The organism is Duganella guangzhouensis (assembly GCF_009674535.1).
Taxonomy (GTDB): domain Bacteria; phylum Pseudomonadota; class Gammaproteobacteria; order Burkholderiales; family Burkholderiaceae_D; genus Rugamonas; species Rugamonas guangzhouensis.
This window is the reverse complement of record NZ_WKJK01000001.1, coordinates 277,984-292,152: the sequence shown is the minus strand read 5'-3', so window position 1 is coordinate 292,152 and position 14,169 is coordinate 277,984. Positions and strand designations below refer to the sequence as shown.

General features: G+C 63.9%; 16 protein-coding genes. 13 read left to right on the top strand and 3 right to left on the bottom strand.

Features of this window, described 5'->3' with window-relative positions; genetic code table 11:
- Nucleotides 1-20 precede the first annotated feature (20 nt).
- The 9 genes from GJ699_RS01230 to GJ699_RS01190 all read left to right on the top strand — a co-directional run bounded on the left by GJ699_RS01230 (nt 21) and on the right by GJ699_RS01190 (nt 8,013).
- On the top strand, nt 21-1,298 hold the full coding sequence (locus tag GJ699_RS01230; protein ID WP_154372319.1) for an NAD(P)/FAD-dependent oxidoreductase: 1,278 nt from the start codon (nt 21-23) through the stop codon (nt 1,296-1,298).
- Nucleotides 1,295-2,071, top strand: a complete 777-nt coding sequence (locus tag GJ699_RS01225; protein ID WP_154372317.1) for a DUF1365 domain-containing protein — start codon at nt 1,295-1,297, stop codon at nt 2,069-2,071. The genes GJ699_RS01230 and GJ699_RS01225 overlap by 4 nt, the downstream gene beginning before the upstream one ends.
- Nucleotides 2,068-3,273 carry an SAM-dependent methyltransferase gene (locus GJ699_RS01220; protein ID WP_154372315.1) on the top strand — a complete coding sequence of 402 codons (1,206 nt, stop codon included), beginning with the start codon at nt 2,068-2,070 and terminating at the stop codon, nt 3,271-3,273. Before GJ699_RS01225 ends, GJ699_RS01220 begins: the two co-directional genes overlap by 4 nt.
- Entirely contained in the window at nt 3,242-3,844 is a 603-nt protein-coding gene (locus tag GJ699_RS01215; protein WP_154372313.1) for a chalcone isomerase family protein, read from the top strand. The genes GJ699_RS01220 and GJ699_RS01215 overlap by 32 nt, the downstream gene beginning before the upstream one ends.
- Nucleotides 3,841-5,211 carry an MFS transporter gene (locus tag GJ699_RS01210; protein WP_154372311.1) on the top strand — a complete coding sequence of 457 codons (1,371 nt, stop codon included), beginning with the start codon at nt 3,841-3,843 and terminating at the stop codon, nt 5,209-5,211. Before GJ699_RS01215 ends, GJ699_RS01210 begins: the two co-directional genes overlap by 4 nt.
- Complete coding sequence (locus tag GJ699_RS01205) at nt 5,208-5,741, top strand: DUF3833 domain-containing protein (protein WP_154372309.1); 534 nt, start codon at nt 5,208-5,210, stop codon at nt 5,739-5,741. Before GJ699_RS01210 ends, GJ699_RS01205 begins: the two co-directional genes overlap by 4 nt.
- Nucleotides 5,729-6,505, top strand: coding sequence for an SDR family NAD(P)-dependent oxidoreductase (locus GJ699_RS01200; RefSeq protein ID WP_154372307.1), 777 nt, complete (start codon nt 5,729-5,731; stop codon nt 6,503-6,505). The genes GJ699_RS01205 and GJ699_RS01200 overlap by 13 nt, the downstream gene beginning before the upstream one ends.
- Nucleotides 6,505-6,921 carry a nuclear transport factor 2 family protein gene (locus tag GJ699_RS01195; RefSeq protein WP_154372305.1) on the top strand — a complete coding sequence of 139 codons (417 nt, stop codon included), beginning with the start codon at nt 6,505-6,507 and terminating at the stop codon, nt 6,919-6,921. Before GJ699_RS01200 ends, GJ699_RS01195 begins: the two co-directional genes overlap by 1 nt.
- A gap of 81 nt (nt 6,922-7,002) precedes the next feature.
- Nucleotides 7,003-8,013, top strand: a complete 1,011-nt coding sequence (locus tag GJ699_RS01190) for a glycoside hydrolase family 43 protein (RefSeq protein WP_154372303.1) — start codon at nt 7,003-7,005, stop codon at nt 8,011-8,013.
- Here the strand turns inward: GJ699_RS01190 and GJ699_RS01185 are convergent.
- Together GJ699_RS01185 and GJ699_RS01180 are read right to left on the bottom strand one after the other, a co-directional pair.
- Nucleotides 8,007-8,426 carry a hypothetical protein gene (locus tag GJ699_RS01185; protein WP_154372301.1) on the bottom strand — a complete coding sequence of 140 codons (420 nt, stop codon included), beginning with the start codon at nt 8,424-8,426 and terminating at the stop codon, nt 8,007-8,009. The genes GJ699_RS01190 and GJ699_RS01185 overlap by 7 nt on opposite strands.
- 64 nt (nt 8,427-8,490) lie before the next feature.
- Complete coding sequence (locus tag GJ699_RS01180) at nt 8,491-9,597, bottom strand: S-(hydroxymethyl)glutathione dehydrogenase/class III alcohol dehydrogenase (protein ID WP_154372299.1); 1,107 nt, start codon at nt 9,595-9,597, stop codon at nt 8,491-8,493.
- Nucleotides 9,598-9,720: 123 nt separating this feature from the next.
- Between GJ699_RS01180 and GJ699_RS01175 the strand changes: the two genes are divergently transcribed.
- Together GJ699_RS01175 and GJ699_RS01170 are read left to right on the top strand one after the other, a co-directional pair.
- Nucleotides 9,721-10,722, top strand: coding sequence for a GlxA family transcriptional regulator (locus GJ699_RS01175; protein ID WP_154372297.1), 1,002 nt, complete (start codon nt 9,721-9,723; stop codon nt 10,720-10,722).
- A 174-nt stretch (nt 10,723-10,896) separates the two neighbouring features.
- A complete protein-coding gene (locus GJ699_RS01170) occupies nt 10,897-11,298 on the top strand; it encodes a hypothetical protein (RefSeq protein ID WP_154372295.1) in 402 nt (133 codons plus the stop codon).
- Between the two features lie 34 nt (nt 11,299-11,332).
- On the opposite strand, the gene GJ699_RS01165 is transcribed toward GJ699_RS01170, so the two are convergent.
- On the bottom strand, nt 11,333-12,160 hold the full coding sequence (locus tag GJ699_RS01165; protein ID WP_154372293.1) for an AraC family transcriptional regulator: 828 nt from the start codon (nt 12,158-12,160) through the stop codon (nt 11,333-11,335).
- Between the two features lie 93 nt (nt 12,161-12,253).
- Here GJ699_RS01165 and GJ699_RS01160 point away from each other — a divergent pair, with 93 nt between their 5' ends.
- A complete protein-coding gene (locus GJ699_RS01160; RefSeq protein ID WP_154372292.1) occupies nt 12,254-12,856 on the top strand; it encodes an MSMEG_1061 family FMN-dependent PPOX-type flavoprotein in 603 nt (200 codons plus the stop codon).
- A gap of 137 nt (nt 12,857-12,993) precedes the next feature.
- Nucleotides 12,994-14,166 carry a hypothetical protein gene (locus tag GJ699_RS01155; protein ID WP_154372290.1) on the top strand — a complete coding sequence of 391 codons (1,173 nt, stop codon included), beginning with the start codon at nt 12,994-12,996 and terminating at the stop codon, nt 14,164-14,166.
- Nucleotides 14,167-14,169 lie beyond the last annotated feature (3 nt).

The window sequence follows — 14,169 nt, the reverse complement described above, 5'->3', positions numbered from 1 at the left end:
TACGAACGAAATCACCCAACATGACCACACCTCGTCAACGCATCGCTGTCATCGGCGCAGGCATTTCCGGCCTGGCCTCGGCCTACTTCCTCAAGCACCAGCACGACGTGGTGCTGTTCGAAGCGGGCAGCTATATGGGCGGCCATGCCAACACGGTTGACATCGAGATCGATGGCCGCCATTGCGCGGTCGATACCGGTTTTTTGGTGTACAACGAGCGCACCTATCCCAATCTGGTCAAGCTGCTCGAAGAGTTGAATGTGGCCAGCATCGCCAGCGACATGTCGTTCGGCGTCGCCACCGGCGATGGGCTGGAATGGGCCGGCACCAATCTGGACACCGTGTTCGCCCAGCGCCGCCGGCTAGCCTCACCCGCCTTCCTTGGCATGCTGCGTGACATCCTGCACTTCAACCGCCACGCCAACGGTTTTCTCGATGAGGTCACCGTCAGCGGCGCCACGCTGGGGCAGTTGCTGGAACGGCAGCGCTACGGCGCCATGTTCCGCGACGCCTATCTGCTGCCGATGGCGGCCGCGATCTGGTCCAGCTCACCGCGCGACATCCTCGGCTTCCCGGCCGCGACCTTTCTGCGTTTCTGCATCAACCACGCGCTGTTGCAGATCAACGACCGGCCGCAGTGGCGCACCGTGCGCGGCGGCTCGCGCAACTATGTGCAGGCGATCGCCGCCACCCTGCCCGACTGCCGTCTCAACACGCCGGTGCGCGCCGTGCTGCGCGACGAAGGCCGCTGGCTGGTCAGCCATGCCGCCGGTGCCGACCATTTCGATCAGGTGGTGTTTGCCACCCACGCGCCAACCACGCTGGCCATGCTGCCCGAGGCCGGCGACAGCCAGCGCCGTGTGCTGGGTGGCGTGCGCTATCAGCCCAACACCGCCTATCTGCACACCGACGCCAGCCTGATGCCGCGCCTGCGCAAGGTCTGGTCGGCGTGGAACTACCTGTCGGGGCCAGCATCGGAGCAGGGTCGGCCGGTGTGCGTCAGTTACTGGCTGAACCAGCTGCAAAGCCTGCCGTTCGAGACGCCGGTGATCGTCACGCTGAATCCGCATACACCGCCCGCCGCCAACAGTGTGCTGGCGCGCTTCGAATATGCGCATCCAGTCATGGACCTGACGGCGCTTGCTGCCCAACACGCGCTGCCCACCATTCAGGGCAAGGACGGCCTGTGGTACGCCGGCGCCTGGACTGGTTATGGCTTCCACGAAGATGGCCTGAAGTCGGCGCTGCGCATCGCCGCCGCGCTGGGTGCCGCGCCGGATTGGGCGCAACTGTCATGAACACCTCGGCGCCCGCCCAACTGGTGCACGCACGCGTGATGCATGCGCGCTTGCGGCCGGTGCTGAACCGCTTTGTCTATCCGGTGTTTTATGTGCGGCTGGATCTGGCGCGGCTGGACCAATGCCAGTCTGGCTGGTTCGGTATCGACCGCCGACGGCCACTGTCGCTGCGCACCCGCGACTATGGCCCGCGTGACGGCTCCAGTCTTGAGGCATGGATGCGCGGCCTGCTGCGCCAGCACGGCATAGTGGCCGATGGCGCGATCTGGCTGCAGACCTTCCCGCGCGTGCTGGGTTACGCCTTCAACCCGGTCAACTTCTGGCACTGCCACGATGCGGCGGGCAAGCTGTGCGCGGTGCTGGCCGAGGTCAATAACACCTTTGGCGAGACCCACCGTTATTTACTACGCCTGGCCGACGATGGCGCCGAGCTGGTAGCGCGCTGCGACAAGCATCTGCATGTGTCGCCGTTCTGCCGGGTCGAAGGCGATTACCGTTTTCGCTTCCGCCTGGACGGCGCGCGGCCACGCACCGCCATCGACTATCACGATGCCGATGGTCTGCTGATCCGCACCACGCTGTCCGGTCGCGTCCAGCCGATGACATCGCGCGCGCTGGCCGCCGCGCTGCTGCGTTATCCGCTGCTGGGTGCCGGCATCGTGCTGCGCATTCACTGGCAGGCACTGCGCCTGTGGTGGCGCGGCGTGCCTTTCTTTTACAAGCCGCCGCGTACGGCGCACAACCTCACCGACCACAAGGAGCCGACCCGATGAACCGCACGCTGACGACTTCTCCCCTGGCCGCACCCGCCGGCGCCCGGCTGTTTCTGGCGCTGCTGGGGCGCATCGGCCACGGGCATCTTGAGCTGCTGACGCCCGACCACACGCGCATGGTGTTTGGCGATGCCCACGCCGGCCCCGGCGCCACGCTGCAGGTGCACGACTGGCGCGCCTGTGAACGCATTCTGCGCGCCGGCGATATCGGCTTTGCCGAAGCCTATGGCGCGGGCTGGGTCGACAGTCCGGATCTGGTGGCGCTATTGCGGCTGGCGCTGCGCAATGAAAGCACGCTGGATCGGATGGTGTTTGGTGGCGTGCTGGCACGCTGCTGGTATCGGCTGCGGCATTGGTTGCGCCGCAATTCACGCGACGGCAGCCGGCGCAATATTCACGCGCACTACGATATCGGCAATGAGTTTTACCGTTTGTGGCTGGACCCTAGCTGGACCTATTCCAGTGCGCTGTTCGACGGCGACTACACGCAGTCGCTGCAACGCGCGCAGGAGCGCAAGTATCAGCGCGTGATCGAGGCGCTGGGCTTGCGGCTGGGCGACCGGGTGCTGGAAATCGGTTGCGGCTGGGGCGGATTTGCGGAGCACGCGGCGCGTCAGGGCATTCGTGTGCATGGTTTGACGATTTCGCCTTCGCAGCTGGAGATTGGCCGGCAGCGGATCGCGGCGGCGCAACTGGAGCCATTGGTGAAGCTGGAGCTGCGCGATTACCGCGATCTGCAGGGCAGCTATGACGCCATCGTCTCGATCGAGATGTTCGAAGCGGTGGGAGAGCGTTACTGGCCGCAGTATTTCGACACGGTGGCGGCGCGGCTCAAGCCGGGCGGCAAGGCGCTGGTGCAGTCGATCACGATTGGTGAGCAGTTCTTCCCGCGCTATCGCAGCGGCAGTGATTTCATCCAGCAGTATATTTTCCCCGGCGGGATGCTGCCCAGCGTGGAGCGCTTCGAAGCCGGGGCGGCGCGCGCCGGTTTGCAGTGCACCGACCGGCTGGCATTCGGCCACGATTACGCAGAAACCCTGCAGCGCTGGCGCAGCGCCTACCATGCGGCGCGCGTACAGGTGACGGCGCAGGGGTTCGACGCGCACTTCCAGCGCATCTGGGACTTGTACTTCGCCTACTGCGAAGCCGCTTTCGACGAGGAGCGCACCGATGTGGTCCAGTTCCGGCTCGAACGCCGCTAACCACCGCCGCTGGCTGCGCGCCAGTCTGGCAGCGCTAGCCATCGTGCTCGCCGCCGCCGCGCCGGGCCTCGCGAACGCGGCGGCGAACGACGCGGTACGCGCGACGGGCGCCGATTGGCGTGATGCCGTGCCACAGGCGCAGCCACTGGGCGGCGGCGATCTGACCTGGTTCGGCCTGCGCATCTACCGCGCCACATTGTGGTCGGCGCAACGGCCGTTCGACGCCTCGCAGCCATTCGCACTCCAACTGCACTACTACCGCAGCATCAGCCGCAGCCGCCTGGTCGACACCAGCATCGCCGAAATCAAGCGCCTGAACGCCACGCCGCCCGACGAGGCCACGCTGGCCCGCTGGCGCGCCCTGCTGACCACCGCCTTCGTCGACGTCAACGATGGTGACGAGTTAATCGGCGTCTACCTGCCTGGCCACGGCATGCGCCTGTACGACCGCCAACGCCTGCTGGCCGAACTGGACGACCAACAGCTGGCGCGCGCCTTCTTCGACATCTGGCTCAACGAAAAAAGCCGCGACCAAACGCTGCGCCGCCGTCTGCTCGGAGCGCAGCCATGATCCAAGCCGCCGCACGCCCGAACTCCTGGCGCGGCGCGGCCGCTTATGGTCTGCTGGGCGCACCTCTGGCGATGGCCGCGCTGCCGCTGTTCGTCCAGCTGCCTGCCTACTACGCCACCCATGTCGGCCTCGCGCTGGCGCCGCTGGGCAGCCTGCTGTTCATCGCGCGCCTGATCGACATGCTGCAAGACCCCATCCTCGGCCACCTGCTGGACCGCGCCGGCCCGCGCCGCCGCCACTGGATGCTACCCGGCGCGCTGCTGCTGGCCACCACCTTCGCCGCCCTGTGGCTGCCGCCAGCCAGCGTCGCCGCCGGCCCCTGGCTGGTGCTGATGCTGATCCTGGCCTACGGCGCCCACAGCCTGCTCAACATCGCCTACCTGGCCTGGGGCGCGCAGTTGCCGATGCCGGCCGCCCTCACCGCCATCACCTGGCGCGAAGGCGCCGGACTGGCAGGCATGCTGCTGGCCAGCGTCATCCCCGCCGCCATCCTCAACGGCGCCGCTGCCGACATCACGCCCAGCCTGACCGCCTACAGCGCAGCCTTTGCCGCACTGCTGTTGCTCGCACTGGCCGTCCTGCTGCGCGGCGCCCCAGCCCCCGCCACCTCACAGCCGCACGCAGGCCACTGGCGCGACACGCTGCGCGCGCTGAGCGCCCATCGCGCCGTGCGCGCACTGCTGCTGCCCTATTTCCTGAACGCGCTGTCGGTCGCCATCCCCGCCACGCTGGCACTGTTCTTCATCGCCGACCAACTGCACGCCGCCCACCTCGGCGGCGCGTTCCTGGCCAGCTACTTCGCGGCAGCCGCCTGCGGTCTACCCGCATGGACCGCCCTCGCGCGCCGCGTCGGACCGCTGGCGTGCTGGCGGCTCGGCATGCTGCTATCAGTCGCCGGATTCGCCAGCGCCGCCCTGCTCGGCCCCGGCGACACCATCGCCTACTTCGCCGTCTGCCTCGCCGCCGGCGCCGCGCTCGGCGCCGACCTGACGCTGCCACCAGTACTGCTGGCCCAAGCCCTGAGCCAGAACACCACGTCAGCCCGCACCTTCGAAGCCGCAAGCGGAGCCGCCGGTAGCGCGGCCGCCCACACCGACGACGCGGCGCCGCGCCCGGCACACGATGACGCACTTGGCGCCGGCGCCGCCTTCGGCCTGTTCACACTACTCGGCAAACTGGCCTTGGCGCTGGCCGGGCTGGGGCTACCACTGCTAGCCTGGCTCGGCTACCAGCCCGGCCAACATGGCGGCGTGCCGCTGTCGCTTACCTACGCCGCCCTGCCCTGCGCCCTCAAGCTGCTGGCCATGGCCACACTAACCCGCTGCACACCCGCGTCCCAACCCGCCACCTCCGGGAGACCACTATGACCCGCTACAAACTGCTCGCCCTGGCCGCCCTGCTGGCCGGTTGCGCCGGCCCGGACGTCCAGCAATACCGCAACACCACACCGACCCTCGACCTGCCGGCCTACTTCAGCGGCACCACCGACGCCTGGGGCATGTTCCAGAAACGCGACGGCACGGTCGCGCGCCGCTTCCACGTCGAAATCACCGGCACGCCCACAAAAGACGGCATGACCCTGGACGAACAATTCCGCTACGACGACGGCAAAACCGAACGCCGCATCTGGCAACTGATGCGCGACGGCGATCACCAATGGCGCGGCACCGCCGGCGACGTCAAAGGCGAAGCCCACGGCGAACAAGCCGGCAACGCGCTGCGCTGGCAATACACACTGCTGCTGCCGGTCGACGGCACCACCTACGAAATGCAGTTCGACGACTGGATGTTCCTGATCGACCGCTGCACCATGATCAACCGCGCCAGCATGCGCAAGTTCGGCGTCGAACTTGGCCAGGTGACGCTAACGTTCAGGAAACGCACATGCGCCCCCTGAACCACCGCATCCGCGACTGGACGGGCCAGCGCGTGTGGCTGATCGGCGCCTCCAGCGGCATCGGCGCCGCCCTCGCCACCGAAGCGCTGAGCGCCGGCGCCCGCGTCGCCCTGTCGGCCCGCCGCACCGAGCGCCTGCAGGCAGTGGCTGACGGCCATCCGCAAGCGCTGGTGGCACCGTTCGACATCCTCGACCGCGAAGCATGGCACACCCGCTACAACGACATCCTCGCCAGTTTCGGCAGCATCGACCTGATCGTGTTCTGCGCCGCCGACTACCACCCGGAACGCAGCTGGGAAGTCGATCCCGAACGTGCCGCGCAGCTGCTGGCGGTCAACCTGGGCAGCGTCTACACCGGCCTCGCCACCGTGCTGCCGGACATGCTGGCGCGCGGCAGCGGCGGCATCGCCATCGTCGCCAGCGTGGCCGGCTATCTCGGCCTGCCAAATGCCAGCGTATATGGCCCCAGCAAAGCGGCGCTGATCAATCTGGCCGAACTGCTGTACGTCGACCTGCATCCGCGCGGCCTGAGCGTCTACCTGATCAACCCCGGCTTCGTGCAGACCGCGCTGACCGCCCGCAATGACTTCAGCATGCCGGCACTGCAAACACCACAGGAAGCAGCGCGCGCGATCCGGCGCGGTCTGGACTCGGGCCGTTTCGAGATTCATTTCCCGCGCCGTTTCACAATGGCGATGAAAGTGTTACGCTGGCTGCCATACCGCCTGCGTTTCCACCTGATGTCCCGACTGGTGAACACCTGATGACCCAACTAGACCGCCTGCTCGACTGGTACGCCACGCTGACGCCCCACAGCGTCCCCCGCGCCGCCGAGTTCTACGCCGCCGACGCCCACTTCCGCGATCCATTCAACGACGTGCGCGGCGTGGCCGCCATCGAAACCATCTTTCGCCACATGTTCGCCACCACCGAGTCGCCACGCTTCATCATCGACGAGCGCGTGGTGCAGGATGGCGCGGCCTTCGTCACCTGGCGCTTCCAGTTTGCGCTGCGCGGCAGTCCCTTTGAAATCGTCGGCGGCACCCATTTCCGCTTCAATGACGCCGGCCTGGTGACGCTGCACCGCGACTACTGGGACGCCGCCGAAGAGCTGCTGCAAAAGCTGCCGCTGGTGGGCGCGCCGTTGCGCTGGCTGCGGCGCCGCTTCCGGGCTCACTAAAAGTTATCGGTTGATCGCAAAAAGTTATTGGATGCGGCGACGGTTTCAACTCATCATGCATCGAAAAACACACGGAGACTGATGATGAACCGCCTCGCCTGCGCGCTTGCCTGCGCACTGCTGCTGACTAATGCCTCGGCCGCGACCGAATTCCACAACCCGCTGGTGCTGCAGCGCGCCGATCCACAGGTGATGCTGCACAGCGACGGCTATTACTACTACACCGCCACCGTGCCCGAATACGACCGCATCGAGCTGCGGCGCGTGAAGGATCTGAACGATTTGGGCAAGGCCGAGGTCAAGACCATCTGGCGCAAGCACGCCAGCGGCATCATGAGCGCCAGCATCTGGGCGCCGGAGATCCACTACATCGACGGCAAATGGTATCTGTACTACACAGCCGGCCGCGCCGACGCGCCGTTCGACATCCGCCTGTACGTGCTGGAAAACGCCGCCGCCAACCCGCTGGAAGGCGCATGGGTGGAGCGCGGCCAGATCAAGACCGGCTGGGAATCGTTCTCGCTGGACGCCACCACCTTCGCGCTGCACGGCCAGCGCTATCTGGTGTGGACGCAGCGGCCGCAGGTCTCGGAAAAGCACCTGACCGCGATCTATATGGCGAAGATGGATACGCCGCTGTCGACCAGCGGCCCGGCGACGCTGCTGACCCAGCCCGATTACGCGTGGGAGCGCATCGGCTTCCCGGTCAACGAAGCGCCGGCGGTGCTGGTCAGCCACGGCCGCGTGTTCCTGACATACTCCGCCAGCGCCACCGACGCCAACTACGCGCTCGGCATGCTGAGCGCCAAGGACGACGCCAACCTGCTGGATGCAAAATCCTGGACCAAGTCGCCAGTACCGGTGTTTGCCACCAGCGACAAGAACGGCCAGTATGGCCCCGGCCACAACTCCTTCACCACCACGCCGGATGGCAAGCAAGACATCCTGGTCTACCACGCGCGCAACTACCGCGACATCGTCGGCAATTCACTGCATGATCCGAACCGCCACACGCGCGCGCAGCTGATCCAGTGGCGTGCGGACGGCACGCCGGACTTCGGCGCGCCGGTGGCGGACGAACAGCGTCAATGACACTCGGCGTTGGGGACGATCATAAACCGCCGGCCGGTGTGCAAGCTTTCCAGTAAAAAGGTCTTGATGGTGCGGCCATGGTCGGCCTGCCAGCGCTGGGCCACGTCGTCCAGACCACGCACGAAGGCCAGCTCCGGCTGGGTCTTGTCGGCCGCGCGGCGCAACACCCATGAACCGCGTCCCTCGTAGCCGATCACCACACCCTTCAGCGTGACCGACTTGGTGGGAAAAGAGGCGAAATTGTCCGGCAGGCTGGCGATCAGCTTTTCAGCCTCCGCCGTCTCGGCCGGTTTAGGCTCGACATAGCCGTCGATGGCGCCGTTGGCGCGCGGCCGGAAGGTGCACGAATCGCCGGCCCACGCGGTCTGCGCGGCCAGCGACAGCAAGGTTACTTGCAACAGAGTCTTCATCATGAGAGTGCTCCTGGGAAAGTCTGTTACAAGATAACACGGTTGCGGCCTGATGCCGCAACTGTGATTAATACACCACGACTGAGCGGATCGATTCGCCGGACTTCATCAGATCAAAGCCCTGATTGATGTCTTCCAGCTTCAGATGGTGAGTAATCAGGTCGTCGATATTCAGCTTGCCTTCCATGTACCAGTCGACGATCTTCGGCACGTCGGTGCGGCCACGCGCGCCGCCGAAAGCCGAGCCTTTCCACTCACGGCCGGTCACCAGCTGGAATGGACGGGTCGAAATCTCCTGTCCCGCCGCCGCCACGCCGATGATGATCGACTTGCCCCAACCCTTGTGGCAGCACTCCAGCGCCTGACGCATCAACTGCGTGTTGCCGACGCACTCGAAGCTGTAATCGGCGCCGCCATCCGTCAGTTGGATGATGCTGTCGACCACGTTTTCAACCTGGCTCGGATTGATGAAATGGGTCATGCCGAACTTGCGTGCCATGGCTTCGCGCGCCGGGTTGATGTCCACGCCGATGATCTTGTCCGCGCCGACCATCTTGGCCGCCTGGATCACATTCAAGCCAATGCCGCCCAGGCCAAATACGACCACATTGGCCCCCGCTTCCACCTTGGCGGTGAACAGCACCGCGCCCACGCCGGTGGTAACGCCGCAACCGATGTAGCAAACTTTATCGAACGGCGCATCTTCGCGGATCTTGGCCAGCGCGATTTCCGGCACCACGATGTAGTTGGAGAAGGTCGACGTACCCATGTAGTGGAAGATCGGCTTGCCGTCGATGGAGAAGCGGCTGGTCGCATCCGGCATCAGGCCGCGGCCTTGCGTCGAGCGGATCGACTGGCACAGATTGGTCTTCTGCGACAGGCAGAATTTGCACTGGCGGCATTCCGGCGTATACAGCGGGATGACGTGATCATCTTTTTTCAGCGTCTTGACGCCAGGACCAACGTCCACCACCACGCCCGCGCCCTCATGACCCAGAATGGCCGGGAAGATCCCTTCCGGATCAGCGCCGGACAGGGTGTAGTAATCGGTATGGCAAATGCCGGTGGCCTTGATCTCGACCAGTACCTCGCCCTCGCGTGGGCCGCCCAGTTCCACTTCCTCGATCGTCAGCGGTTTGCCCGCCTGCCATGCAACGGCTGCTTTGGTTTTCATCGTGTAGCTCCTCTGTTATACAGGCCGGCATTGTGCCGCCAAACGCGCGCGCGGTGGTGGGCGCGGCAGAAAAATGGCAGGAATTGGTACAATATTGACCGGATTTTCAGCTACCGTCTCTTTATGCATGCTTCCTCACGGACGGTGATCACCGTCGACATCATCGTCTACCCCGGTTTCAAGGCCATGGAGGCCATCGGCCCGATGTCGGTGTTCGAATACGCCAACCTGCATTTGCAGCGGCGCGGCGCCGGCCCCGGTTACGATGTGCGGGTGGCCGCCAGCGCGCTTGGCCCGGTGCGCTCGGACACCCTGATGTCGCTGGACGCCACCAAAACGCTCAACACCCTGGCGCTGCCCGACAGCGCCATCATCGGCGGCGCGCGCCACATCCAGCAAGCGCTGGCCAGCGGCGGCGCGCTGGTCGACTGGGTGGCGGCGGTGGCGCCGCGCATCCGTCGTCTGGCCTCGCTGTGCTCCGGCGCCTACTTCCTGGCCGCCGCCGGCGCGCTGGATGGCAAGCGCGCCACCACCCATTGGAGCGTGGCCGAACGGCTGCAGGCCGAATTCCCGGCGATCGATGTCGACGCCGACGCCATCTTCATCCGCGCCGACAACGTCTGGACCTCGGCCGGCGTCACCGCCGGCATCGACCTGGCACTGGCCCTGGTGGAAGAAGACTACGGCCGCGACCTGGCGCTGGAAGTGGCGACCGAAATGGTGGTGTACCTGAAACGGCCGGGCGGCCAGTCGCAATTCAGCGCCCATTTGCTGAGCGAGCGCACCGCGCGCCCCAGCATCCGCGAGCTGCAGGCGTGGATACTCGACAATCTGCACCAGCGCTTGTCGGTGGCGCAGCTGGCGCAGAAAGCCATGATGAGCGAACGCCACTTCGCCCGCGTGTTCCAGCAAGAAGTGGGCTTGAGCACGCAGGACTACATCGAACAATGCCGCTTCGAGCGCGCGACGCAGCTGCTGGCCGAACTGGCGCTGCCGCTAAAAACCGTCGCAGCGCGCGCCTGCTTCAGCGACGAAGCCCACATGCGCCGCGTCTTCATGAAACGGCTCGGCATCCCGCCCAAAATCTACCGCGAACGCTTCGCCACCACCGGCGTCACGGCCTGAAGGCATGGTGATTGCAACCGGCTGATACCGGCGCAGCTCAGGGGTAGAAAGACGCAGTGCGGCTTTCGATTACCGAGGCTGCCAAACGCTCTGCTATATTTGCATCGCAGCTCGCAATAGGCCATTGCGCGGTAAGTGTTATAGGACTGTCGACCTCATTTTTGGGATCCTCTCATGCCACAACTATTTCCTGGAATCTTTTATGCAATTTTGGCTGCTGCTCCGGGGTGGGTATTAGGAGCATTTTTTACGTCTTCTGTATTCAGAAAAATGCCATTGAGCGAATTAATACCTATTCTCGCGAGAGGGGCGATTATTTTTACGATTTGGTTTGGTGTAATTACTCTTATCTATGGCGGAGTCGTTTGGACTATTTTACGTTCAACAGGATTTCTGAATTTAGGGATGATCGTTCTGATGGGAACTCTCCCTGTAATTGGATATGCACTTTGGGGCATTTTTATGTACGGGGTTGCGTCTGGCTGGTACGGTATTCTTCCCGCATTTGGCATTCCCGCACTATGTATCAGCGTTGCATTATGGTGGTTCACCGTCGGCATATTCAAATCAGCCTGATGTCCTGAGGTCGCACCATCGGCGTAGCCATTCGCTAACCACCGTCGGCCTGACATTGGTCCATATAGCGTCCCGGTGGCATGCCGAGCGCTTTGCGGAACATGGTGACGAAGCTGCTGGCGCTTTCGTAGCCCAGCTCAGCCGCCACCTGCTGGATCGACGCGCCGCGCGCCAGCTTCTGCACCGCCAGCATGATGCTAATCTGCTTGCGCCAGCGGCCGAAACTCATGCCGGCCTGCTGCGCGATCAGGCGCGACAGCGTGCGCTCGCTGAGGCCGGCGCGCTTGGCCCAGCTACCGATGGTGCCGCGCTCGGCCGGGGCGGCCAGCATTTGGTCGACCAAACGACGCAGCCGAGGGTCGGCCGGCAACGGCAGATGCAGGGTAGCTGGCGGCGTCTGTGCGATTTCCTCCAGTAGCAGCGCCACCAGCCGCGCCTCGAAACCCGCTTCGGGATACAGCACTTCAAAATTGGCGGTACGCTTCAGCAGTTCGCACATCAGCGGCGTGGCAGGATAGGTGCAGCAGGTGGACGGCAGTTGCGGCAGCGCCTCGGCGTCGATGAAGGCAGCATAGCCTTCCACCACGCCCTCCACCTTCAGCGCATGCACACAGCCGGCTGGTATCCACAACGCGCTGTGCGGCGGCACCAGCCAGAAGCCACCAGCCGATTCGCAGGTCAGCACGCCGCGCAAACACAGGAAAAACTGCGCCTTCGGATGGCTATGCGGCTCCAGCTCCAGCCGCCCGGTCATCTGCGCATCGATGCCAACCGTGACCAGCGGACGCGGCACAGTGTCGGGATTGAGCCAGCCATCCGGCAAGGGACGGTCCGGCCGAGGCAGCTCAGTGAGTATGGGCATATGGCGAGAATACGAAACAAGTTGACCAAGTTTAGCATTGTTGCCAAACGCCGGTCTCGCTATCCTGCTCCCATCTCATTCAGGAATCCCGCCATGACCTCCCCCGATCTCGACAGTCTGTACCAACCGCCGTCCGAATTCATCCAGAAAGCGGTGCTGCCGCAGTTGATGCCTTTCCATGTGGCGTATGTAGAGCAAGCCACCTTCTTCTGCCTGGCCACCGGCCGCGCACAGGGACTAGACGCCTCACCGCGCGGCGGCCGGCCCGGCTTCGTGCGCGTGCTGGACCAGCACACCATCGCCTTTGCCGACTGGCCCGGCAACAACCGCATCGAATCGCTGCGCAACCTGCAGGATGACCCGCGCGTGGCGCTGCTATTCATCTTCCCCGGCCTGGAGGTGTTCTTGCGGATCAACGGCACCGCCGACATCAGCACCGACGCCGCACTGCTGGCCAGCATGACCGAAGCCGGCAAAATCCCCAAGACCGCCGTCACCATCCACATCCAGGAAGTGCTGTTCCACTGCGGGAAAGCCATCAACCGCGCGCGCCTGTGGTCAGAAGACTCGCGCATCGCGCGCGACGCCGTGCCCAGCGTCGGCCAGATCGCAGCCGCCATCACCGGCATGGCCGAAGCCCAGGCGGCGGCCATGACCGACGAGTATCACAGCAAGGTCAAAACCGAACTTTATTAATAGTGTTCCCCTCCCAATCCGGCTTCGAATAATTGTTGTAAAAATAATGAAAATTAACATAAGTGACACTTTGATAGAATTTTCAAAATTACACCGTGTAGGATCAGTCCTACAAATCTACCCAGCCGGGAAGCTCCATGCTCGACAATATCGAACTCAAAAAAGACAGCAAGTTTGTACATTTCCTATTTGGTGACCTGTCCGACCGCCTCCGCATTGAGTACAACCTGGACTTCTACCGCCTGCTGAAAAGCGAATTCGCCAGTTTTGCGAATGACGAGGGCGTCAATCCATCGGCACGCAAAAGCTTTCTTGAACTTGTCGAGCAGATCGACCAGACCAGCGTCGAGAACCCGGCTTTCCCAACGCTGGCCAAGCTGTTTGAACTGGAGCTATTACTGGTCCGGGCAATGCCAGAATGGGCGGTACGCGCCAAGATTTGGAGTACCCGATCCACGTACCGCAAACTTGTTGGCGAAGAAATCTACCAACAATATGAGAAAACTGAGCCGCCCAATCCCAGGACCGCAGAACTCGAACAAGTGCGGGCCGACCTCATCGATCTGTACAAGGGCCGTCATTGGTGGCACCTGAACGCGATTGTCATGGAACGCGGCATGCGCTGCTTCCGCGAAACGCTAATCCGCTGGATGTTCTGGGGCTTTCTGGTTGCGGTGGCCCTGTGCGCATGCGTGCACGGCGCCGCCTTGTCTCAATCCCCTAACCATAGTTTGTATGCGCGCACCGTCACCACGCTTTATCTGGCCATCTACGCTGGCATTCTCGGCGCGGTCATCAGCATCGCGCGACGGGTCAAGAATGCCACCGACGTGCCGCTCAGCGATACGGATCCGGTAATACGGCTGTCAACCATCGTCAACGGCGACGCCGGCATCCGGCTGTCCATGGTCATAGGCGGCGCCTTCGCGCTGGTGCTGTATCTGCTATTCGTCGCGCAAATGCAGGACTCCCTGCTCGCGAAGGAATTGACCCCGCGCTTCCAGTCGGTCTGCGTGGTCGCAGCCACCTGTGAAGACACAGTCACAACCTTCAGGTCGATGATCCCCGCCACCGCGCGCGACTTGGGCAAACTGCTGGTGTGGTGTTTCATCGCCGGCTTTGCGGAGAAGTTTGTTCCCGACATCCTCGACAAGCTGGCCGGCGCGAACAAAGACGATGCCGCCAAACCCAAGGCCAACGATGACAACAAGGACGACCCTAAAGACAAAGAGGATAAACCCGCCAACACCGACACACCCGCGCCGCCGCCAAGTCAGCCGCCACAGGACAAACAACCACCAACCCAATAACAC

Coding starts and splice junctions, on each gene's coding strand:
- GJ699_RS01210 (WP_154372311.1), top strand. CDS start 3,841: ATGATCCAAGCCGCCGCACGCCCGAACTCCTGGCGCGGCGCGGCCGCT.
- GJ699_RS01230 (WP_154372319.1), top strand. CDS start 21: ATGACCACACCTCGTCAACGCATCGCTGTCATCGGCGCAGGCATTTCC.
- GJ699_RS01205 (WP_154372309.1), top strand. CDS start 5,208: ATGACCCGCTACAAACTGCTCGCCCTGGCCGCCCTGCTGGCCGGTTGC.
- GJ699_RS01220 (WP_154372315.1), top strand. CDS start 2,068: ATGAACCGCACGCTGACGACTTCTCCCCTGGCCGCACCCGCCGGCGCC.
- GJ699_RS01185 (WP_154372301.1), bottom strand. CDS start 8,426: ATGATGAAGACTCTGTTGCAAGTAACCTTGCTGTCGCTGGCCGCGCAG.
- GJ699_RS01180 (WP_154372299.1), bottom strand. CDS start 9,597: ATGAAAACCAAAGCAGCCGTTGCATGGCAGGCGGGCAAACCGCTGACG.
- GJ699_RS01155 (WP_154372290.1), top strand. CDS start 12,994: ATGCTCGACAATATCGAACTCAAAAAAGACAGCAAGTTTGTACATTTC.
- GJ699_RS01215 (WP_154372313.1), top strand. CDS start 3,242: ATGTGGTCCAGTTCCGGCTCGAACGCCGCTAACCACCGCCGCTGGCTG.
- GJ699_RS01170 (WP_154372295.1), top strand. CDS start 10,897: ATGCCACAACTATTTCCTGGAATCTTTTATGCAATTTTGGCTGCTGCT.
- GJ699_RS01195 (WP_154372305.1), top strand. CDS start 6,505: ATGACCCAACTAGACCGCCTGCTCGACTGGTACGCCACGCTGACGCCC.
- GJ699_RS01190 (WP_154372303.1), top strand. CDS start 7,003: ATGATGAACCGCCTCGCCTGCGCGCTTGCCTGCGCACTGCTGCTGACT.
- GJ699_RS01200 (WP_154372307.1), top strand. CDS start 5,729: ATGCGCCCCCTGAACCACCGCATCCGCGACTGGACGGGCCAGCGCGTG.
- GJ699_RS01165 (WP_154372293.1), bottom strand. CDS start 12,160: ATGCCCATACTCACTGAGCTGCCTCGGCCGGACCGTCCCTTGCCGGAT.
- GJ699_RS01160 (WP_154372292.1), top strand. CDS start 12,254: ATGACCTCCCCCGATCTCGACAGTCTGTACCAACCGCCGTCCGAATTC.
- GJ699_RS01225 (WP_154372317.1), top strand. CDS start 1,295: ATGAACACCTCGGCGCCCGCCCAACTGGTGCACGCACGCGTGATGCAT.
- GJ699_RS01175 (WP_154372297.1), top strand. CDS start 9,721: ATGCATGCTTCCTCACGGACGGTGATCACCGTCGACATCATCGTCTAC.